16 protein-coding genes and 1 pseudogene are annotated in these 20,448 nt (G+C 65.4%); all 17 read left to right on the top strand.

All coding sequences use genetic code 11. The features are described 5' to 3' along the window. The first annotated feature begins 59 nt into the window (after positions 1–59). The 17 genes and pseudogenes from IPM84_16470 (at position 60) to IPM84_16390 (ending at position 20,324) form a co-directional block, all read left to right on the top strand. Positions 60–1,007 carry an Rpn family recombination-promoting nuclease/putative transposase gene (locus tag IPM84_16470; GenBank protein ID MBK9094331.1) on the top strand — a complete coding sequence of 316 codons (948 nt, stop codon included), beginning with the start codon at positions 60–62 and terminating at the stop codon, positions 1,005–1,007. A gap of 14 nt (positions 1,008–1,021) precedes the next feature. Continuing rightward, positions 1,022–1,882 carry a YitT family protein gene (locus tag IPM84_16465; protein ID MBK9094330.1) on the top strand — a complete coding sequence of 287 codons (861 nt, stop codon included), beginning with the start codon at positions 1,022–1,024 and terminating at the stop codon, positions 1,880–1,882. 234 nt (positions 1,883–2,116) lie between these two features. Continuing rightward, positions 2,117–3,307 carry a homocitrate synthase gene (lysS, locus tag IPM84_16460; protein MBK9094329.1) on the top strand — a complete coding sequence of 397 codons (1,191 nt, stop codon included), beginning with the start codon at positions 2,117–2,119 and terminating at the stop codon, positions 3,305–3,307. Beyond that, positions 3,304–3,885 carry an NUDIX hydrolase gene (locus IPM84_16455; protein ID MBK9094328.1) on the top strand — a complete coding sequence of 194 codons (582 nt, stop codon included), beginning with the start codon at positions 3,304–3,306 and terminating at the stop codon, positions 3,883–3,885. The genes lysS and IPM84_16455 overlap by 4 nt, the downstream gene beginning before the upstream one ends. Before the next feature lie 5 nt (positions 3,886–3,890). Continuing rightward, a pseudogene (locus IPM84_16450) lies at positions 3,891–4,598 on the top strand (3-isopropylmalate dehydratase large subunit). A 777-nt stretch (positions 4,599–5,375) separates the two neighbouring features. After that, complete coding sequence (locus tag IPM84_16445) at positions 5,376–5,996, top strand: 3-isopropylmalate dehydratase small subunit (GenBank protein ID MBK9094327.1); 621 nt, start codon at positions 5,376–5,378, stop codon at positions 5,994–5,996. Further along, a complete protein-coding gene (locus IPM84_16440) occupies positions 5,993–7,045 on the top strand; it encodes an isocitrate/isopropylmalate dehydrogenase family protein (GenBank protein ID MBK9094326.1) in 1,053 nt (350 codons plus the stop codon). Before IPM84_16445 ends, IPM84_16440 begins: the two co-directional genes overlap by 4 nt. A gap of 311 nt (positions 7,046–7,356) precedes the next feature. After that, the gene (gene lysW / locus IPM84_16435; protein ID MBK9094325.1) at positions 7,357–7,527 is read left to right on the top strand and encodes a lysine biosynthesis protein LysW; all 171 of its coding nucleotides are present in this window, start codon (positions 7,357–7,359) and stop codon (positions 7,525–7,527) included. Between the two features lie 3 nt (positions 7,528–7,530). Then, positions 7,531–8,424 carry a lysine biosynthesis protein LysX gene (gene lysX / locus IPM84_16430; GenBank protein MBK9094324.1) on the top strand — a complete coding sequence of 298 codons (894 nt, stop codon included), beginning with the start codon at positions 7,531–7,533 and terminating at the stop codon, positions 8,422–8,424. Continuing rightward, positions 8,421–9,479 (top strand): N-acetyl-gamma-glutamyl-phosphate reductase, encoded by a 1,059-nt coding sequence (locus IPM84_16425; GenBank protein MBK9094323.1) that lies wholly within the window; start codon positions 8,421–8,423, stop codon positions 9,477–9,479. Before lysX ends, IPM84_16425 begins: the two co-directional genes overlap by 4 nt. 94 nt (positions 9,480–9,573) lie before the next feature. Further along, the gene (locus IPM84_16420; protein MBK9094322.1) at positions 9,574–10,380 is read left to right on the top strand and encodes a [LysW]-aminoadipate kinase; all 807 of its coding nucleotides are present in this window, start codon (positions 9,574–9,576) and stop codon (positions 10,378–10,380) included. Between the two features lie 121 nt (positions 10,381–10,501). After that, positions 10,502–11,665: an aspartate aminotransferase family protein gene (locus IPM84_16415; protein MBK9094321.1), complete on the top strand. Its 1,164-nt coding sequence runs from the start codon at positions 10,502–10,504 to the stop codon at positions 11,663–11,665. Positions 11,666–12,042: 377 nt separating this feature from the next. Continuing rightward, on the top strand, positions 12,043–13,128 hold the full coding sequence (locus IPM84_16410; GenBank protein ID MBK9094320.1) for a [LysW]-lysine hydrolase: 1,086 nt from the start codon (positions 12,043–12,045) through the stop codon (positions 13,126–13,128). A gap of 1,743 nt (positions 13,129–14,871) precedes the next feature. Then, positions 14,872–18,459 carry a tetratricopeptide repeat protein gene (locus IPM84_16405; GenBank protein ID MBK9094319.1) on the top strand — a complete coding sequence of 1,196 codons (3,588 nt, stop codon included), beginning with the start codon at positions 14,872–14,874 and terminating at the stop codon, positions 18,457–18,459. A 49-nt stretch (positions 18,460–18,508) separates the two neighbouring features. Further along, positions 18,509–18,781 (top strand): hypothetical protein, encoded by a 273-nt coding sequence (locus tag IPM84_16400; GenBank protein MBK9094318.1) that lies wholly within the window; start codon positions 18,509–18,511, stop codon positions 18,779–18,781. Then, positions 18,778–19,386 (top strand): nucleotidyltransferase, encoded by a 609-nt coding sequence (locus tag IPM84_16395; protein ID MBK9094317.1) that lies wholly within the window; start codon positions 18,778–18,780, stop codon positions 19,384–19,386. The genes IPM84_16400 and IPM84_16395 overlap by 4 nt, the downstream gene beginning before the upstream one ends. After that, positions 19,383–20,324, top strand: coding sequence for a hypothetical protein (locus IPM84_16390; protein MBK9094316.1), 942 nt, complete (start codon positions 19,383–19,385; stop codon positions 20,322–20,324). The genes IPM84_16395 and IPM84_16390 overlap by 4 nt, the downstream gene beginning before the upstream one ends. The last annotated feature ends 124 nt before the right edge of the window (positions 20,325–20,448 follow it).

Below are 20,448 nucleotides of genomic sequence, written 5' to 3'. Positions count from 1 at the left end.
CCAGCGCCTTATACTTCTCTTGTCAACGTGAAGCATGCGCCGACTACACGAGGGGGATCATGCCCAAAACAGCGGACATTGGTGGCAAACGCCTGATCAGCCTGGCTCCAGACGCCTGGGCGCAATGGGTCACGCAGCGCAGTGATGTCACGGCACGCGAGATTGTCTCCAGTGAGTTCCAATGGATTAGTCGAGCCAGTGATGTGCTGATACGCTGCTTTAGCCCGGAGCATGGCGAGTTTCTACAGCTCACAGAACTGCAGATTCGCTACAAGCCGAGTCTGCCACGGCGCATGCGGGCCTACGCAGCCCTGGCGGAAGAAACGTTCGGGCTGCCGGTGTTTCCGGTGTTGATCAACATCCTGCCACCACCAGGTCACAGCGACAAGATAGTCGAGCGTTACGAATCCGAATTCATGGGATTGCACGCACGACAGGATTACCGAGTCATCAATCTGTGGACCGTTGATGCCAACATCGTCTTGCAGCGTCCGTTACCTGCGCTGCTTCCGTTCACGCCAGTGCTCAAGGGAGGCGCCAAACAGCAGATTGTCGCCCGGGCATTGGACATGTTACGTCATGATGAAAAGCTGAGCGATTTAGAGCCGCTCCTGGCTTTTTTCGCCAGCTTCGTATTCGACATCCCGGTTGTACAGCAAATCATGAGGTGGGATATGAACGTCCTGCGTGAATCGCCGTGGTACCAGGAAATTCTGGAGCAGGGTTTAGCCGAAGGCATGCAACAAGGCATACTGCAAGGTATGCAGCAAGGTATGCAGCAAGGTATGCAGCAAGGTATGCAGCAAGGTATGCAGCAAGGCGCATTGCGTCAGCTTTTGCGCCTGGTGCGCGCACGTTTTCAGATTGCACCGCCAAGCATCCAGATCAGGTTGCAACAGTTGAATCTTGATCAGCTCGAGCAGATGGTAGACTTGGCGCTGGCGGCTGAATCTCTGGACGAATTCATGCTGCACGTGCCGGCCTTGCCGAGTAACGGTAAACACTGAGAGCCAGCCTCGCTTTGAAACCTCATTACCGCTTGTTGCGCGATGCCATTCTCATCGTGCTCGGCTGTTTCTTGATGGCGTTGGCCGTGGACGTGTTCCTCGACCCGAATGACGTGGTGCCCGGCGGCTTCACGGCCATCGCCATCTTTGCGAACCGCCTGCGCGGCTGGCCCACCGGCTTGACCCTGCTGACCCTGAATGTCCCCTTCTTCGCGCTGGGAGTCTGGCTGCTCGGCGCTGAGCTTGGCCCCAAGACTTTTGCGGCGGCCGTGCTGGTTTCCCTGGCGATTGACGGCCTGCGCCCCTACCTGCCGACGGTGCAGGGCGAACCGCTGCTCTACGTGGCCTACGGTGGACTGCTCTTCGGCGCCGGTCAGGCGCTGGTTTTTCGCGCCGGCGCGACCTCCGGCGGCACCGAACTTCCTGCCAAGTTGCTGGAGCACTTCTACGGCATCCGCATGTCAAGCTCCCTGCTGGCCATGGACGCGCTCATCCTGGGCATGGCCGCCATCTTCTTTGGCCTCGGCCCCGCGCTCTACGCCCTGATCACCGCGTGGGTTATGGCCCGTGTGATTGATGTCGTTGACGTGGGCTTCAACGCCAGCCATACGGCCTTCATCGTCACCCAGGCGCCGGACGACGTGCGCACGGCCATCCTGCAGCGCCTGGGCCGTGGCGTGACCATTCTGACCGGCCAGGGCGGCTTCACTGGTAATCAGCGCATCATGCTCTTCACCGTCGTGCATCGCCGCGAAGTCGGCGCCCTGCGCAGCATCGTCAGCGCGGCCGACCCTGACGCCTTCATGGTCATCACCCCCAGCACTGAGGTCCTGGGCGAAGGCTTCAAACCGTTGACACGCCTGCGTCGCGGCTGAGCGGCCAATTTCCTGATTTGACACCTCACCTCCCCTATGCTAAACTCCCGCCCGTTCGCAAGATAGGATGAAGACCATGACGATTCAGTTTGTTTGCAAGCAGAGCAAGGCCAAGAAGCCGGACGACCACGTCTGGTAGATGGTGCTTGCTCGTCAATCAGGACAGCAAAGCCGGCTGCCAGGATAACCTGGGGCCGGCTTTTTTATTGCCCCAAAACCGGAGGAGAAAATCTCATGCCGCTCACGAATTTTGCCATTATCGAGTCCACCCTGCGCGAGGGGGAGCAGTTTGCCAACGCCTTCTTCACCACCGCGCAGAAGGTGGAAATTGCCCAGGCCCTGGACGCGTTCGGCGTCGAGTTCCTGGAACTGACCTCGCCCCTGGCCTCGCCGCAGAGCCTGGAGGACTGCCGCACAATCGCCGCCCTGCCGCGGCGCACCCGCATCCTGACCCACACCCGCTGCCACATGGACGACGCACGCGTGGCCGTTGACACCGGCGTGGACGGCATTGACGTGGTGATCGGCACCTCGTCCTACCTGCGTCAGTTCAGCCACGGCAAGGACATCCCCTACATCATCGAGCAGGCAATCAGCGTGGTCGAGTTCATCAAGAGCCAGGGCGTGCAGGTCCGCTTCAGTACGGAGGATTCGTTCCGCTCTGACCTGGTTGACCTGCTGACTATCTACCGGGCCGTGGATCAGATCGGCGTCAACCGCGTGGGCATCGCGGACACCGTGGGCGTCGCCAATCCCCGCCAGGTGTACGACCTGGTCAGCACGCTGCGCAAACTGGTTAGCTGCGACATCGAGTTCCACGGGCACAACGACAGCGGCTGCGCCATCGCCAACGCTTTCTGCGCGCTGGAGGCCGGCGTGACGCATGTGGACACCACCGTGCTCGGCATCGGCGAGCGCAACGGCATCACCCCTCTCGGCGGCATGATTGCCCGCCTCTACGCCACCGACCGCAACCTGGTCACCAAATACAATCTGCCTATGCTGCGCGAGGTTGAAAACCTGGTCGCGGGTATCGTCGGGATTGATGTGCCGTTCAATAACTACATCACCGGCTTCACCGCGTTCACGCACAAGGCCGGCATTCACGCCAAAGCCATTCTCAACAACCCCTCCACCTACGAAATCCTCGATCCGGCTGATTTTGGTCTGACCCGCTACGTGCATATCGCCCACCGCCTCACCGGCTGGAACGCGGTCAAGAGCCGGGCCGAGCAGTTGGGACTGGCGTTGACCGACGACGATCTCAAAGAGGCCACCGCGCACATCAAGGCTCTGGCCGACGTAAAACCGATGGCGCTGGAGGATGTGGACGCCGTGCTGCGCGCCTGGCATCAGAAAATCCCCATAGTTCGAATCCCAAACCCCAACTCGGAAATCGGAAATCCCAACAGGGTGACCGCATGACCCCAGCCAACGCCACATCGCTCACGCCGGCGCCGATCGCCTCCTGGCAACTGGTTGATTCGCGCGACGCGTTTCAGAACCGCTGGCTGCACGTGACCCTCGACACGGTGCGCCTGCCGGATGGCCGCACCTATGAGTACACCAATGTGCATCGAGAGGTGGCCGGCGTGGGCATCATCGGCTTGAACGCGGCCGGAGAAATCCTGCTCCAGCAAGAGTATCGTCACCCGGTCGGCCAGGTGGTTTGGCAGGCGCCGGGCGGGCTGGCCAATGTGGGCGAGGACCTGCTGGCCTGCGCCGCGCGTGAGTTGCGCGAGGAGAGCGGTTATGAGGCCGAATCGCTGGAATACCTGGGCGCGTGCTGGGACAACCCCGGCCTGGGCAACGCCATCAGTCACTTGGCGCTCGGCCGTAACCTGCGGCCAACGGGCCATTCACACCCGGACGATGCCGAGATCGTTGTCAATCATTGGGTCACGGTGGCATGGCTCAAGCAGGCGGTCAGCAGCGGCATCATCAAGGATCGTGTGGTGATCTGCGGCCTGGCTCATTTGTGGCTGCGCGGGCTGGTGGGCTAACCCCGATGGGAAAAACATTTGCAGAGAAAGCGCTGGCGCGTGCGGCCGGGCTGGCGGCGGTGACGCCAGGTCAGGTGGTGGATGCCCGGCCCGACATGGCCCTGAGCCATGACAACAGCGCGGCCATCCTGCGCATCTTCCGCCAGCTCGGCGTCAGCCGCGTGCGTTTCCCGGAGCGCCTGGCGATCACGCTCGATCACGCCGCGCCCGCGCCCACGACGCAGCATGCGCAGAACCATGCGGAGGTGCGTCGCTTTGTGGCCGAGCAGGGCATCCGCCATTTCTTCGATGTCGGCCGCGGCATCTGCCACCAGGTGTTGAGCGAAGAGGCCCTTGTCCTGCCCGGACAAACGGTGCTCGGCGCGGATTCGCACACTCCGCATTTTGGCTGGCTGGGCGCGTTCGGCGCGGGCGTGGGTCGCAGCGAGATGGCCGCGATCTGGGCCACCGGCGAACTGTGGCTGCGCGTGCCGGAGAGCATCCAGATCGTGGTCAACGGACGCCTAACGGCCTGGGCCACGGCCAAAGACCTGGCCCTGACCATCATCGGTCGCCTGGGCCCGGACGGTGGACTCTACGCCTCGGTGGAGATCAGCGGCCCAGCAATCGAGGCCCTGTCCCTGGAAAGCCGCATGGTCTTGCCCAACATGATGGCCGAGTTCGGCGTCAAGAACGCGTACCTGGCCCCGGATGAAGCGGTTTTTGCCTGGCTGGCGGCGAGGAGGGTGAGATCAGAGGTCAGAGATCAGAGACCAGAGATCAGAGATCAGGTGTGTGGAGGAAGGGAGTTGAGTGATTTGGAGTTTCAGGTCGCCGGTCGGCAGTCAGAGATCAGAGATCAGAGATCAGAGATCAGGTACGTGGAGGGCGAGCGGTCTCCGGTCGGCAGTCAGAGAACAGAGAACAGAGATCAGAGACCAGAGACCGGGTACGTGGAGGACGAAGGGCGTGTGGGCGGGAGTGTCCCGTCTCCAGTCTCCAACGACCGAAAACACCGTCAACAAGCCAACCCGGTCTCCAATCTCCGGTCTCAAATCTCAAATCTCAAATCTCAAATCTCAGCGGCGGCGCTCTACCCTGATCCGGACGCGGTGTATGCCGGCCGGCATGTATTCGATGCCAGCGCGGTTGAGCCGAGCGTAGCCTGTCCGCATACGGTGGACAACGTGGCGCCGGTGTCGGCGCTGGCGGGTACGGCCGTGCAGCAGGCGTTTCTGGGCACCTGCACCAACGGCAGGCTGGAGGACCTGGCGCAGGCCGCGGCCGTCCTGACCGGCCGGCGCGTGGCCGCGGGAACGCGGCTGCTGATAATCCCGGCCTCCAGCGAGATTTATCTCGACGCGCTGCGCGCCGGCTACATCGAGACCTTCATCGAGGCCGGCGCGGTCATCGGTCCGCCGGGCTGCGGCCCCTGCATGGGCAATCACCTGGGCATCCTGGCGCCGGGCGAGGTGTGCATCAGCAGCGCCAACCGCAACTTCAAGGGACGCATGGGCACGGCTGACAGCGAAATCTACCTGGCCAGCCCGGCCGTCGTCGCGGCCAGCGCGGTGGCGGGGCGGATTGTGCGCCGCCCCCGATCCAGACAGAGGGAACGAACAGTGACGTTAATACGCGGCCGTGTCTGGAAATACGGCGATGATGTGAATACTGATGTGATTTTTCCGGGCAAGTACACGTACACCCTGACCGAGCCGGCGGAGATTGCCCGCCATGCGCTGGAGGATCTGGACCCGGCGTTTGCGCAGAACGTGCGGCCCGGTGATGTGGTGATCGGCGGCCGTAATTGGGGCTGTGGTAGCAGCCGCGAGCAGGGCGCGACCTGCCTGAAATATGCCGGCGTGGGCGCGGTGATCGCACGCAGCTTTGCGCGCATCTTCTACCGCAACGCGCTGAACAACGGCTTGCCCGCGCTGACCTGCGCCGCGGCCGTGGATGCGCTGCAGCACGGCGACGAGATCGCGATTGATCTCGATGCCCACGTCATCCACAGCGCGGCCGGCGATTTCGAGTTCCCGCCGCTGTCGCCCTCGGTGCATGGCATTGTCGCGGCCGGCGGCCTGATTCCGTACCTCAAGGCGCACCTGGCCACCGATGGCGGCGCGGCATGAACCGGGCACACGCTTTGCCACTGCGCATTGCGCTGATCCCCGGGGATGGCATCGGCCAGGAGGTGACGCCGGCCGCGGCCGCGGCGATGCAGGCCAGCGGGGTTGCCGTGGAGTTCGTGGAGCTGGAGGCCGGTTGGCAAACGTTCGTGCGCTCCGGCTCGGCGCTGCCCGCAGTCACCGTGCAGGCCCTGGCAACGGTGGACGGCGCGCTCTTTGGCGCGGTGAGCAGTCCAGCGCACGCAGCGCATGGCTACCGCAGTCCCATCGTGCAGCTGCGCCAACAGTTCGATCTGTTCGCCAACCTGCGGCCGCTGGTCAGCACACCGACGCCTGGCAGCTGGCCGGGTGTTGATCTGCTGATCGTGCGCGAGAACACGGAGGGGATGTACGCGGGCCGTGAACGGTTGGAGGGCGACACCGCGATTGCGGAACGGGTGATTACCCGCCGCGCCAGCGAACGCATCATGCGGGTGGCTCTGGAGCAGGCTCGCCGGCGCCGCGGGTTGGTGACGCTGGTGCATAAGGCCAACGTGCTGCGCGTGACCGATGGCCTCTTTCGCGAGGCCAGCCTGAGCGTGGCGCCCGATTTCCCCGATGTGCAGGTGGAGGAGGGGCTGGTGGACAGCGTGGCCTATCGGCTGGTGCGCCAGCCGCAGCACTTCGATGTCATCGTCACCACCAACCTGTTCGGCGACATTCTGAGCGATCTGGCGGCCGGCCTGACCGGCGGATTAGGCCTGGCCGCGTCGGCCAACCAGGGCGAGCGCTTTGTCGTGGCCGAACCGGTGCATGGCTCCGCGCCGGACATCGCCGGGCAGGGCATCGCCAATCCCCTGGCGGCCATCCGCGCCGGCGCCCTGCTCCTGCGCAGCCTGGGCCAGGCGGACGCGGCCGCCCGCATCGAACACGCCGTCAACCAGGTGCTGGCGTCCGGCCCGCTGACCCCCGACCTGGGCGGAAATGCCACGACTGCAGAGGTGACGCAGGCGGTAGTCAGGAGGTTGGAGATCGGAGACCGGAGACCGGAGATCTGTGTGGAAGGCGGTTGATTTGCGGTTGGAAGTGAGGCGTGAGAGCGGAGAGCGGAGAGCGGAGACCGGAGAGCGGAGAGCGGAGAGCGGAGAGCGGAGACCGGAGAGCGGAGACCGGAGACCGGAGACCGGAGAGCGGAGACCGGAGAGCGGAGACCGGAGAGCGGAGACCGGAGACCTGTGTGGAAGGCGGTTGATTTGCGGTTGGAAGTGAGGCGTGAGGGAGGAGATTGGAGACCGGAGACCGAAAAAACTCCCTTCTTCCACGAAACCCGATCTCTGATCCCTGATCTCTGATCTAAAGAGCAAACAATGAGGAGGATTCCAAGATGAGTAACGTGATGTGTCCTGAGTGCGCTGCGGAGATCGAGATCGGCGGCGATGTGCTGGCCGGGGAGATCGTGCAGTGCCCGGAGTGCGGGGTGGAGCTGGAAGTGCTGAGCGTCAGCCCGTTGACGGTTGACCTGGCGCCGGAAGTCGAAGAGGATTGGGGGGAGTAGGCCATGCGCATCGGTGTGCTGCTGTCACGCGTGCGCGTGGAGGAAAAGCTGATTATCAGCGCCCTGGAGAAACGAGGCATCGGCTATGCGACGATTGACGACCGCGAGGTGATCTTCGAGCTGGGGCGCAACGGCTTTGATTACGATGTGGTGATCGAGCGCTGCATCAATCACAGCCGCGCGCTCTACGCGCTGCGCATCTTGAACGATGCGGGGGTGCCGACGGTCAACACCTTCGAGGTGGCCGATACCTGCGGTAACAAGCTGTTGACCACCAGCGCGCTCTTTCGCTGCGGCGTGCCTTCCCCGCGCACGCTGGTGGCCTTCACGCCCGAATCGGCCTTGCAGGCTATCGAAAGCCTGGGCTACCCGGTGGTGCTGAAGCCGGCGGTCGGCTCCTGGGGCCGTCTGCTGAGCAAGATCAACGATCGCGAGGCGGCCGAGGCGATCCTGGAACACAAGGAGACCCTCGGCACCTATCACCATTCGATCTTTTACATCCAGGAGTACGTGCGCAAGCCGGGGCGCGACATTCGGGCCTTCGTCGTGGGCAACGAGACGATCTGCGCGATCTATCGCCACTCGCCGCACTGGATCACCAACACCGCGCGCGGGGGCCAGGCCAGCGTCTGCCCGGTGACGCCAGAGCTGAACGACCTGTGCGTGCGTGCGGCCACGGCCGTGGGCGGCGGCGTGGTGGCGATTGATGTCTTCGAGGACCCCGACCGCGGTCTGCTCATCAATGAGGTGAACTACACGATGGAGTTCCGCAACTCGATCGAGCCGACGGGCGTGGATATTCCGGGCCGCATCGTAGACTTTGCCCTGGCTGTGGCGCGTGACAGCTGGGCCGCGGCCAACGGCTGGCGCAGCGCCGCGCCCGCGGCGGCCCTGTGAACGGCCGCCTGACGGTCGCGATCCTGGGCGGCTCGGGCTACACCGGCGGCGAACTGCTGCGCCTGCTGCTCGATCACCCGCACGTCGAGGTGACGCAGATCACCTCGGAACGCCAAGCCGGCCGCTTCGTGCATTTCATGCACCCCAACCTGCGCGGCCGCACGCGCCTGAAGTTCACCACGGCCAGCGAACTGCAGCCGGTGGATGTGCTCTTCGCCTGCCTGCCGCACGGCGCCGCGCAGCAGCGCATCGAACAACTGGCCGCGCTGGCGCCCCGGATCATTGACCTCAGCGCGGACTTCCGCCTGCGCAGCCCGGCGGATTATGTCACCTGGTACGGCCATGAACACGCCGCGCCGGCCTGGCTGGATCGTTTTGTCTACGGCCTGCCGGAGCTGCAGCGGGACGCGCTGCGCCAGGCCCGGTACGTCAGCGGCGTCGGCTGCAACGCCACCGCAGCCACCCTGGCCCTGTGGCCGCTGTTCAAGGCCGGGCTGGCCGACCCGACCCGTGATGTGGTGGTGGAGGTGAAGGTCGGTTCCAGTGAAGGCGGCGCAGAGCCGGGCCTCGCGAGCCATCACCCGGAGCGCGCGGGTGTGGTGCGCAGCTTTGCGCCGACCGGTCATCGTCACACGGCCGAGGTGCGCCAGGCGCTCAGTCTGACCGGCGCCGCGCCGCCCATTCACCTATCGGTCACCGCGGTGGAGATGGTGCGCGGGGTGCTGGCGACCGGGCACGTTTTTCTCAGGGAGCGCAGTCTCGGCGACAAGGAGTTATGGGCCGCGTACCGGGCCGCGTACGGCAAAGAGCCGTTCGTGCGCATCGTCAAGGAGCGCCAGGGGCTGTACCGCTACCCGGAGCCGAAGATCCTGGCCGGCAGCAATTACGTGGATGTGGGCTTCGAGCTGGACCCGGTCAGCGGCCGGGTGGTGGTCCTGGCTGCCCTCGACAACCTGGTGAAGGGCGCGGCCGGCAGCGCCGTGCAGTGCCTCAACCTGATGGCCGGCTGGGACGAGACCGCGGGGTTGGGATTTGCGGGGCTGCACCCGGTGTAATTGGAGATCAGAGATTGGAGATCAGAGATCGGGTTTCGTGGAAGAAGGGAGTTTTTCCGGTCTCCGGTCTCCGGTCTTCGTTGAGGATGTGAACATGATTGTCGTGAAAATTGGCGGCGGCAAGGGGTTGAATCTGGCAGGGCTGTGCGAGGATGTGGCGGCGCTGCTGCGAGCCGGACAGCGGTTGGTGCTGGTGCATGGCGGCGCGGAGACGACCGACGAGCTGGCCGCGGCGCTGGGGCATCCGACGCAATATGTCACTTCGACTTCGGGCCATGTCAGCCGGCGCACGGATCGGCGCACGCTGGAAATTTTCGAGATGGCCTACTGTGGGCAAATCAACAAGGGGCTGGTCGAACGCCTGCAAGGGCTGGGGGTCAACGCGGTGGGCTTGAGCGGGCTGGACGGCGGGCTGCTGCGCGGGACGCGCAAGGATGTCCTGCGCATCGTAGAGAACGGCCGTCAGAAGGTGCTGCGCGACGACTTCACCGGCAAGGTGGAGCAGGTCAACCGCGGGCTGCTGACCCTGCTGCTGGACAACGGCTACTTCCCGGTGCTGACCCCGCCCGCGCTCAGTTTCAATCATGAGGCGATCAACGTGGACGGCGACCGCGCCGCGGCCGCGGTGGCCGCCGCGCTGCACGCAGATACCCTGATTCTACTGACCAGCGCGCCCGGCCTGCTCGCCCGCTTCCCGGACGAATCGAGCCTGCTCACCAACCTCAGCCTGGCTGACCTGGGAAACGCACAGGACTATGCGAAAGGCAAGATGAAGCGCAAGGTGCTGGCCGCGCAAGAGGCGCTGCAGGGCGGAGTTTCCCAGGTCGTCATTGGCGATGGTCGTCGGCCGGAGCCTCTGCGCGCCGCGCTGGCCGGAGAAGGAACGAAAATTGAAGGATGAAGGAGGAAGATTGGAGATCAGAGATCGGAGATCGGGTACGTGGAAGGCGAGTGGTCTCCGGTCTCCGGTCTCAAATCTCCGATCTCCGGGATTGAGGGGGTAATGGGGCATGGGTGAGGGAATGTGGAGCGAAATAGAAAACCGGCACACGAGCGGCTGCTATCCGAAGCGGCCGTTGACGCTGGTGCGTGGGGAAGGGGTGTGGGTGTGGGATGACGCGGGGCGGCGCTACCTGGACTGCACGAGCGGCCAGGGGGTGGCGCTGATCGGTCATGCCCATCCGGCCGTGGCGGCGGCGGTGGCGCAGCAGGCCGCGACGCTCATCACCTGCCCGGAGATTTTCTATAACGACCGGCGGGCGGCGCTGCTGGCGCGGTTGACGGGGCTGGCGCCGGCGGGTCTGACGCGCGCCTTCCTGTGTAACTCCGGCACGGAAGCGGTGGAGGCGGCGCTCAAGTTCGCCCGTCTGCTGACCGGCCGGCCGGGCATCATCGCCATGCAGCGAGGCTTTCATGGGCGCACGTTTGGCAGCCTGAGCGCGACCTGGGAGCCGAAGTACCGCGAGCCGTTCGAGCCGCTGCTGCCGGGCTTCAAGCACGTGCCTTACGACAACCTGGATGCGCTGGCCGCCAGCCTGGATGATCAGACCGCGGCCGTCATCGTGGAACCGGTGCAGGGCGAAGGGGGCGCGCGGCCGCCAAGCCCCGGTTACCTGGCGAGTGTGCAGACGTTATGTCAACATGTCGGCGCGCTGCTAATCGTGGACGAGGTGCAGACCGGCTTTGGGCGCACCGGCCGCTGGTTTGGCTGCCAGCACGATGGGGTGACGCCCGATCTGATGGCGCTGGGCAAGGGGATTGCGGGCGGCGTGCCGATGGGCGCGACGCTGCTGCACGAACGCTTTGGCCCATTGCCCGCGGGCAGTCACGGCTCCACCTTCGGCGGCAACCCCCTGGCCTGCGCAGCGGCCCTAGCGACGCTGGATGTGTTGGAACAGGGCGATCTGCCTGGCCAGGCGGCGGTGCAGGGCGCGTATCTCCTGGAACAATTGCGGGACCGCGTCGCGCCATTGCCGGTGGTGCGCCAGGTGCGCGGACACGGCCTGCTGATCGGCATCGAGCTGCGCACACGGGTCACGCCCACCCTGCAAAGCCTGCAAGCCCTGGGCGTGCTGGCCCTGCCGGCCGGGCCGACGGTCCTGCGGCTGCTGCCGCCCCTGGTCATGACGCCAGCGGAACTGGATCAGGCCGTGGATGCCGTCGCGGCGGCGCTCGGGGGAGATTAGCGGCCTCACCTCAACCCCCGGCCCCTTCTCCTCTCCGCGCGGCGGCCTCACCTCAACCCCCGGCCCCTTCTCCTCTCCGCGCGGCGGAGAGGAGAAGGGGGGAAGAGGAAGGGGGGAAGAGGAAGGGGGAAGTGGAAGGGGGGAAGAGGAAGGGGGGAAGAGGAAGGGGGGAAGAGGAAGGGGGGAAGAGGAAGGCTGTCGTTCGGTCTCCTGGCCGGACGACGCTGGCAGACATGCTCCAACCTTGCGAAGGCCCGCCGGGTAAGAGGCCTTTGTGATCGAGATCGGTTACGGCTTGCCCGACGATGTGGGGAGCAGCCAGCCTTCGCAAGGGGAGACGGAGTCCGCATCTGAACTCAAAATGGGGAACTTGCACTATGAACGATACACAGGCTGTCCAACTCCTGCGCGACATGCTCGGCATCGAGAGCCTGTCGGGCGCTGAAGGGCTTCATGCCGATTTCCTGACCCGCCAGATGATAGCCTTTGGCTACACGAAGGCTTGCGTGGACGAGGCCGGCAACGCGGTGGGCGAGATGGGCGATCCCGCGGCGGCGGTCACGATCGTGCTGCTGGGCCATCAGGACACGGTGCCCGGGCGCATTGCCGTGCGCATGGAGGACGGCCGGCTGTTTGGCCGCGGCGCGGTGGATGCCAAAGGCCCGCTCGCGGCGTTCACCGCGGCCGTGGCGCGGATCGGCCCCCGCGCTGGCGTGCGCTTCGTGGTGATCGGCGCGACCGAGGAAGAGGCGGCCAGCAGCAAAGGGGCGCGGCACATCCGCGACCGCTTCCTGGCGGAGGGCATCCCCGGCGCGTGCCTGATCGGTGAGCCGAGCGGCTGGGAGCGGGTGACGTTGGGCTACAAAGGACGCCTGCTGGCCGATCTGCACGTGCAGGGGCCTTGCGGTCACAGCGCAGGCAACCGCCTGGGGGTCAACGAACAGGCCGTACACTGGTGGCAGGGTGTCATTGGCTACACGAAAAACTACAACCAGGAGCGCGAAGGCCCGTTTCGCCAACTGCTGCCCAGCCTGCGCAGCATGGCGAGCGGTTCCGACGGCCTGAGCGAGTGGGCTGACCTGCGCGTGGGTTTGCGCCTGCCGCTGGAGACCGACATCCCCGGCCTGGAGCGCGACCTGACCGACCTGGCGCAGGGGGTCAGCGCGGAGCCGGCCGCGTGCAGCCTGGGCTTCTCCGGCCAGGAGCGCGCCTGGGTGGCCGACAAGAACAGCCCGCTGACGCGCAGCCTGGTGGCCGGCATTCGTCGGGAGGGCGGCCGGCCTGGTTACCTGCTCAAGACCGGCACCAGTGACATGAACGTGGTCGCCCCGGCCTGGAACTGCCCCATCGCGGCCTACGGCCCCGGCGATGCCAGCCTCGATCACACGCCGGAGGAGCACATCGTCATCGAGGAATACTTGCGTGCGATCCGGGTGCTGGAGAGGGTGTTGGCGGAGATTTGAGACCGGAGATTTGAGACCGGGGATTGGAGATTGGAGATTGGAGACCGGAGACCAGCCAACTCCCTTCTTCCACGAAACCTGATCTCTGATCTCTGATCTCTGATCTCTGATCTCTGATCTCTGATCTCTGATCTCTGATCTCTGATCTCTGATCTCTGATCTCTGATCTCTGATCTCTGATCTCTGATCTCTGATCTCTGATCTCTGATCTCTGATCTCTGATCTCTACCTACACCAACCCCTGTGTTATAATATCTCCATCCCCCCGTTCCGCCATCACCGCCGCTGGACGGCAAGGAGCATTCATGCAGCCATCATCGCCTACGAATACCGCCGCAATGGCCGCACCGGGGCAAGCGGAGATCGCGGCGGCGCAGGAACGTTTTCAAGCCTTCATGCACGTGCCAGATCTGGCGGCCATGCTCAGCTTCGCGGTCGGGGAGGATGAGGCCGGCCTGGACGACCTGGAACGCACGGCCGCCGCGCACCTGGCTGCGACCGAGGGGGATGAAGCGACGGCCATCCGTCAACGCCTGGATGGGCTGCGCCGTATCCGCATTGAGGATCTGCCGGCCGCCCGCGTCGTGGCCGCCGCCATGAACGCGATGAGCGCGGACGAGCGGCTGCTGCTGATTTTCGAGACGGCTAGTGAGTCCGCCGGCCTGATGGGGCTGGTGGCGGGCACGGCCGATGAGGATCTCGACCGCTTGGAGGCGGCGGCCGAGGCCAGGATCGCGGCCGTCAGCGGCGAGGAGGCCGCGGATTTGGGCCGCCGGTTGTATGCCTTGCGCGCCTGGCGCGCGGCCGCACAGGCGGCCCGTCGCACACTGGCCCCGTTGGGCGACGAGGGCGGACGAGCGCTGGTCGCCCGCCTGATCGCCTGGATCCAGACGCCCGACTGGCCGGCGTCGCAAGCCTTCCTCACCGACCACGCGGGCGAACTGGTGGGCGAGCAGGGCGCGGCCGTGCTGGCCCTGCTGCGCATGAATAACCCCGACAACCGCGACATCGAGCAGCACATCGGCCTACTGGCGGCCTGCCGGCGCCTGGGCATCGAGGCGGCGTACGAGGAATTTGGCCGGCAGCGGGCGCAGGAGCAGGCGCTGGAACGGCTGCAGCACAGCCCGCTCGGCCAGGCGGTGAGCGAGTTCGTGGAGGCGGAGGACGATGAGGCTGCGGCGCTGTTGCAAAGCCAGAACCTGCTCATCACGACCGACGCACGCGACGCCTTGCAACTGCTGCTGGACATGGCGCAGCAGGCGGGCGACGCGCAGGCCGCGGCGCGCGTCGCCGCGCGGCTGGCGCAGTGGCAGCAGGCGTGGAGCACGCGCGTGGGCGGTCCGCTGCGCCACGCCGCGGAAGAACGCCAGCCCGAAGCCCGCAGCACACACACGCAAGATCAGCAGCGCCAGCCAGACAGCGCCGAGAGCGGCGCCAAATACCACATCGTCACCGCCAACAACTGCCAGATCGGCAACAACAACACCATGTTCAACATCTACAACGTAGGCGAACTACGTCTGCGCTGGCAACGCCCTAACGAACGCTGGAAACAGCGTGTGCGCGGCGCAGTGGGACGTGAAATGGAACTGGCCGACCTGCACCAACGACTGACCCATGGCGGCAGCGTTGCGCTCGTCAGCAAGGGCACCTCTGCCGCGCTGCGCGGCCAGCCTGGCATTGGCAAAAGCGTGTTGGCTGACCTGTATGTCGAACGCTACGGCGCGCTGTACGAGGGCGGTATTGTCTGGCTGGACATTGGGCCAGCCGCGCCACGCCTCCCATATGCTGCCGCATTTGCAGCGGCTGGCCGTATGGGCCTACGAAGATGCCTTGCAGGCAACAAAACTGTTGGAGAACTGCGAACTGGCGCCCGAAGTTGTGGCCCGCCTGCTGGCAGGCCACGGTCCGCTGCTGGTCGTGGCGGATGACGTTTGGAGCGAAGAGGCGCTGGCTGCGCTCAAGGCCGCGCTGCCCGACGAGTGCTCGCTGCTGATCACCACGCGTGATTACGATGTAGCCTTCAGCCTGGAAGATCGCGCAGAGGCGATTCAGCAGCTTGATGTGTTGAGCAAACAAGATGCCCGCGTCCTCCTACAAAGCAAGGTGGATGGGCTTGAGGCTAACCTGGCCGACCGCCTGGCTACTGGCTTGGGACATCATGCCCAGGCGCTGACACTGGCCGCCGGGTCGCTGCTTGCCCGACGCAAGGTGCAGCCCTACACGAACACCGTCGAGGAGATTTTGCAGCGGGTGGCGGTTGGGCGCGGCTTTGGTGACCTGCCGCGGCTGGATAAGGCTGAGCGTTTGAACAAGGTAGAAGTCGCGCTGAAGTACAGCTACGACTATCTGGGGGAAAGCACCGACGGCGCCAACCGCCAGGCCTGGTTGCGCGCGTTGGGCGTCTTTGCCCAAGAGGCAGATTTTGACACCGCCGCGGCCGCGTCGGTGTGGGCGCTCAATGTTGACGCGGCGCGAGAGGCGCTTCTGCTGCTGGATGGTCTCGCGTTGATCCAGGCGACGCGCGAGGCCGATCATTCATCTGGCGGCCGCTGGCAGCAGCACGCCATCCTGCGCGCCTACGCACTCAGCCTGCAGGATGAGCAGGAGCGGCTGGTCTTGCCGCAGCGCCATGCCGATTATTTTATGGAGCTGGCGCAAGCCTCCATTCCCAGCGCCACCGAGCGCGTCGAACAAGAATTCAAACAGATCGAGCACGCGTTTGCCTGGTGTCAACAGCACAGCCCCGGCCGCGCGACCCGGCTGGCCAACATCACCAGTCAGGTCATGTTCATCCGCGGGCGCGCGGCGCAAGCGGGCGAATGGCTGCGTGTCAGCATCGCTGCGGCCGACCAAACCGGCGACAGATCGGGCAAAGCCAACACGCTGCAGAGTTTGGGCGATTTGGAAAGGCGGCTGGGCAACCTCGACGCCGCCCGCCGCCACTTCGACGCCGCCTTGCCGCTGTACGAAGCCGAGCAAGCCCGCCTGGGCAAAGCCAACACGCTGCAGAGTTTGGGCGATTTGGAAAGTCGGCTGGGCAACCTCGACGCCGCCCGCCGCCACTTCGACGCCGCCTTGCCGCTGTACGAAGCCGAGCAAGACCGCCTGGGCAAAGCCAACACGCTGAAGAGTTTGGGCGATTTGGAAAGGCGGCTGGGCAACCTCGACGCCGCCCGCCGCCACTTCGACGCCGCCTTGCCGCTGTACGAAGCCGAGCAAGCCCGCCTGGGCAAAGCCAACACGCTGCAGAGTTTGGGCGATTTGGAAAGTCGGCTGGGCAACCTCGACGCCGCCCGCCGCCACTTCGACGCCGCCTTGCCGCTGTACGAAGCCGAGCAAGCCCGCCTGGGCAAAGCCAACACGCTGAAGAGTTTGGGCGATTTGGAAAGTCGGCTGGGCAACCTCGACGCCGCCCGCCGCCACTTCGACGCCGCCTTGCCGCTGTACGAAGCCGAGCAAGCCCGCCTGGGCAAAGCCAACACGCTGAAGAGTTTGGGCGATTTGGAAAGTCGGCTGGGCAACCTCGACGCCGCCCGCCGCCACTTCGACGCCGCCTTGCCGCTGTACGAAGCCGAGCAAGACCGCCTGGGCAAAGCCAACACGCTGCAGAGTTTGGGCGATTTGGAAAGGCGGCTGGGCAACCTCGACGCCGCCCGCCGCCACTTCGACGCCGCCTTGCCGCTGTACGAAGCCGAGCAAGCCCGCCTGGGCAAAGCCAACACGCTGAAGAGTTTGGGCGATTTGGAAAGTCGGCTGGGCAACCTCGACGCCGCCCGCCGCCACTTCGACGCCGCCTTGCCGCTGTACGAAGCCGAGCAAGCCCGCCTGGGCAAAGCCAACACGCTGAAGAGTTTGGGCGATTTGGAAAGTCGGCTGGGCAACCTCGACGCCGCCCGCCGCCACTTCGACGCCGCCTTGCCGCTGTACGAAGCCGAGCAAGACCGCCTGGGCAAAGCCAACACGCTGCAGAGTTTGGGCGAGTTGGAAAGTCGGCTGGGCAACCTCGACGCCGCCCGCCGCCACTTCGACGCCGCCTTGCCGCTGTACGAAGCCGAGCAAGACCGCCTGGGCAAAGCCAACACGCTGAAGAGTTTGGGCGATTTGGAAAGGCGGCTGGGCAACCTCGACGCCGCCCGCCGCCACTTCGACGCCGCCTTGCCGCTGTACGAAGCCGAGCAAGCCCGCCTGGGCAAAGCCAACACGCTGCAGAGTTTGGGCGATTTGGAAAGTCGGCTGGGCAACCTCGACGCCGCCCGCCGCCACTTCGACGCCGCCTTGCCGCTGTACGAAGCCGAGCAAGCCCGCCTGGGCAAAGCCAACACGCTGAAGAGTTTGGGCGATTTGGAAAGGCGGCTGGGCAACCTCGACGCCGCCCGCCGCCACTTCGACGCCGCCTTGCCGCTGTACGAAGCCGAGCAAGACCGCCTGGGCAAAGCCAACACGCTGCAGAGTTTGGGCGATTTGGAAAGTCGGCTGGGCAACCTCGACGCCGCCCGCCGCCACTTCGACGCCGCCTTGGATTTGTATCGCTTGGAACAGGAGCCTGGAGGCATCATCAACACCCTGGTGAGTCAGGCCAGGCTCGAAGCAGGCACTGGCAACCTCGACCTGGCCCGACCTCTGTACGAGCAGGCGTTTCGCGTGGCTGACCAGACGGGATACGCGAATCATCCAATCGTTCAGGATCTGCGCCGCGAATATGCGACGCTCCGCGCCGCTTCTACCGAAGCGGCAGCCGCCGATGATCCGCTGGCACTGGCCCTCTCCGCCCTGCGGGAGGTTGACTCCGACCAGGCGCTGGCCCAGGCCCTGGCCGACCACCCCGTCCTGCACGAGGCGCAGGCGCTGTTTGCCCTGGCCGGCCAGATCAGCCAGGCCCTGGCCGATCAAGAGCGTGAGACCGTGACCCGGCTGGCGATTTTGCTGGTCGTGCTACTGGGGAGCTACAATCAAGCCCACAGTGAGCAGCTTGACGTCCGATCTCACGCCGCGGTCATTGACCTGTGCGAACAGGTCATTCCCCTGGCCGACCAGCTCGACGCTGGCCTGGCGACCGCGCTGCGCCGGCAGGCCGGCTGGGCCTGCAACACCCTGGGCAATTACAGCGCCGATGTGGACAAGGATGCCACCGCCGCCATCGCCGCCTACAGCCGCGGCCTCGCCTTTGATCCAATCAACGCCATGCTGCTGCGCAACCGCGCCGGCGTGCAGATCGAGCAGGGCCAGTTCGCCGCCGCGCAGGCTGATATCGAAGCCGCGGCCGCGCTGGAGCCGGACGCGCCGCGCCTGGCCGCTCTGCGCCGCGATCTGGCCGCCGCGCAAGGCTAAACTTCCGCAGTCTGTACATTCGCAGCTTGCATACCCAGAGGAGGAAGCGATGTCCACAGCCCAAACCCTCGCCACCGCGGACCAACCGACGCCGCGTCTGACGCGCGCCGAGGCCCTTCTCTTCCGCGATCGCTGGCAAGCGGTGGCGGAGTTCGAAGCCCAGGAACGCCGCGCGGCGCCGCTCGATCTGCTTTGGCAGCAGACTGAAGCGATCTGGGATTTTGCATCGCTGATGGGCTGGCTGGTCCGTGGGGCTGACACGCAGGCCGAGCTCGGCCGCGTGCGCGCCCGCTGGACCAAACTAAAGGAGAGTCTGCCATGAGTCCATCCGTTGCGATGCGACCCTTGCTGAACGCCCTGGCTGCAGTGCAACTGGTCCTGGATGCGTGGTCGCAGCAAGGCGTGATCATCGGTGGTGTGGCGGCCAGCCTCTTGGGACGACCGCGCTATACGGCTGATGTGGACGCGGTCGTTTTGGTCTCCACACAAGCGCTGTCAGAGTTTGCCGCGGTGACGCGGCGCGCCGGCTTGATGCCACGCGTCCCCGATGCGGAGGCGTTTGCACGGCGTCATCGGGTCCTCCTGCTGCGCCATGCCGAGAGCGGCGTAGATGTGGATATTTCGCTGGGCGCCCTGCCTTTCGAGGAGCAGGCGGTTGCGCGCGCCACGGTGGTGCAGGTCAGCGGTCTTGCGCTGCGACTGGTCACGCCCGAAGACTTGATCATCATGAAAGCCGTGGCGCACCGCCGCCAAGACATGGAAGATATCCAGGCGGTGATCGAACGTCATCCCAATTTGGACCGCCAGCGGATTCGACTGTGGGTGCAGCAATTTGCCGAGGTCCTGGAGGCGCCCGAACTGTGGACCGACATCGCCGGCTGGCTGGAATCCAAGCCCGCGCCGCGCTCGCGCAGGAAACGCGTATGAACGTAGTGCTGGCATTTGCATCCGTTGATGGTCAGGACGCCGCGGCGCGTCTGGCGGCCCTGCTGACCACCCTGGGCGTCGCCGTGGTTGAACCCGGCCCTGACGCCGCGTCCGCGCCGGTGATCGCGCTGCTGACGCCGGCCGCGCTGCGCGATGCGCGGGTGCTGCGCCACCTGGGAGGACCACGCGGCGCGGGCCAGCCGGTCCTTCTTCCCCTGGCCGCACCGGCGCCGGCCGACTTCCCCGCGCCCGCTGACCTGGCGCGCATCATCGAGTGGCTGCACGCGCCGGCAGCCGGGTCCAAGTATCGAATCCACATCGGCCAGGCGACCAACACCATCATCGGCGACAACGGCATGATGGTCAATGTCTTTGGCGCGGGCGGGTCAGCCGTGGAAACCGCGCACCTGGTGACCGCGCTGCGCGCAGCACAGCAGCCCGGTGCGCCGATGAGCGCCGCGGAACTGCGCGGTTTGTTGGCCCAGGTGCAGGCGCAGGTGCAGCAGGTGGACGCCACGTTGCGCCAGGGCTTCGGCGCCGTGCTGATGCGCTTCGACCTGAGCGAACAGCGCATCATCGGCCCGATCCTGGCGCGCCTCGACGAGCAGCACGCCGCCGAGGTCGCCGCGCTGCTCGATCTGCTCGACGCCGCGACGTTGACGCATGATGAGTTGGCTTATTGGCTGGCTCCGGTCAGCGCGGCCCTGCTGGAGTTCAAGCAAGAGGCTGTCCACATCCAGGATCAACCGCTGCTGGCGAGCGTGCGTCAGACCGCTGACCTGATCGAGGCGCCGGGCCTCGATGTCAAACACAAGCTCAAGCTCACCATCCCCATCATCCCCCTGCTGCTCGACTACGAAGGCGAATTCGAGTTCAACACGAAAATGAACCTGGAAAGCGCCTGGCAAGCCCTCAAGCGTCTCGTGACGCGGCGCTGAACTGCACCGCCAGATAATAAGACCGACCTGGACAGGATGAACAGGATGTACAGGATGAACAGGATGTTCGTTTGGTGGTGGGGAGAACAAGCGGCGCGCAGAGCCACCTATCCTGTCAATCCTG

Origin of the sequence: Candidatus Amarolinea dominans (assembly GCA_016719785.1) — a bacterium.
Taxonomy (GTDB): domain Bacteria; phylum Chloroflexota; class Anaerolineae; order SSC4; family Amarolineaceae; genus Amarolinea; species Amarolinea dominans.
The sequence above is the reverse complement of the archived record's forward strand: the minus strand, read 5'-3'. Positions and strand labels throughout refer to the sequence as shown.

Bases quoted from the DNA above. Each gene is read 5' to 3' on its own strand.
- IPM84_16390 (MBK9094316.1), top strand. From the start codon at position 19,383: ATGAACGTAGTGCTGGCATTTGCATCCGTTGATGGTCAGGACGCCGCG.
- IPM84_16395 (MBK9094317.1), top strand. From the start codon at position 18,778: ATGAGTCCATCCGTTGCGATGCGACCCTTGCTGAACGCCCTGGCTGCA.
- IPM84_16470 (MBK9094331.1), top strand. From the start codon at position 60: ATGCCCAAAACAGCGGACATTGGTGGCAAACGCCTGATCAGCCTGGCT.
- IPM84_16410 (MBK9094320.1), top strand. From the start codon at position 12,043: ATGAACGATACACAGGCTGTCCAACTCCTGCGCGACATGCTCGGCATC.
- IPM84_16455 (MBK9094328.1), top strand. From the start codon at position 3,304: ATGACCCCAGCCAACGCCACATCGCTCACGCCGGCGCCGATCGCCTCC.
- IPM84_16400 (MBK9094318.1), top strand. From the start codon at position 18,509: ATGTCCACAGCCCAAACCCTCGCCACCGCGGACCAACCGACGCCGCGT.
- IPM84_16440 (MBK9094326.1), top strand. From the start codon at position 5,993: ATGAACCGGGCACACGCTTTGCCACTGCGCATTGCGCTGATCCCCGGG.
- IPM84_16415 (MBK9094321.1), top strand. From the start codon at position 10,502: ATGTGGAGCGAAATAGAAAACCGGCACACGAGCGGCTGCTATCCGAAG.
- IPM84_16420 (MBK9094322.1), top strand. From the start codon at position 9,574: ATGATTGTCGTGAAAATTGGCGGCGGCAAGGGGTTGAATCTGGCAGGG.
- IPM84_16445 (MBK9094327.1), top strand. From the start codon at position 5,376: ATGGGCACGGCTGACAGCGAAATCTACCTGGCCAGCCCGGCCGTCGTC.
- lysW (MBK9094325.1), top strand. From the start codon at position 7,357: ATGAGTAACGTGATGTGTCCTGAGTGCGCTGCGGAGATCGAGATCGGC.
- lysX (MBK9094324.1), top strand. From the start codon at position 7,531: ATGCGCATCGGTGTGCTGCTGTCACGCGTGCGCGTGGAGGAAAAGCTG.
- lysS (MBK9094329.1), top strand. From the start codon at position 2,117: ATGCCGCTCACGAATTTTGCCATTATCGAGTCCACCCTGCGCGAGGGG.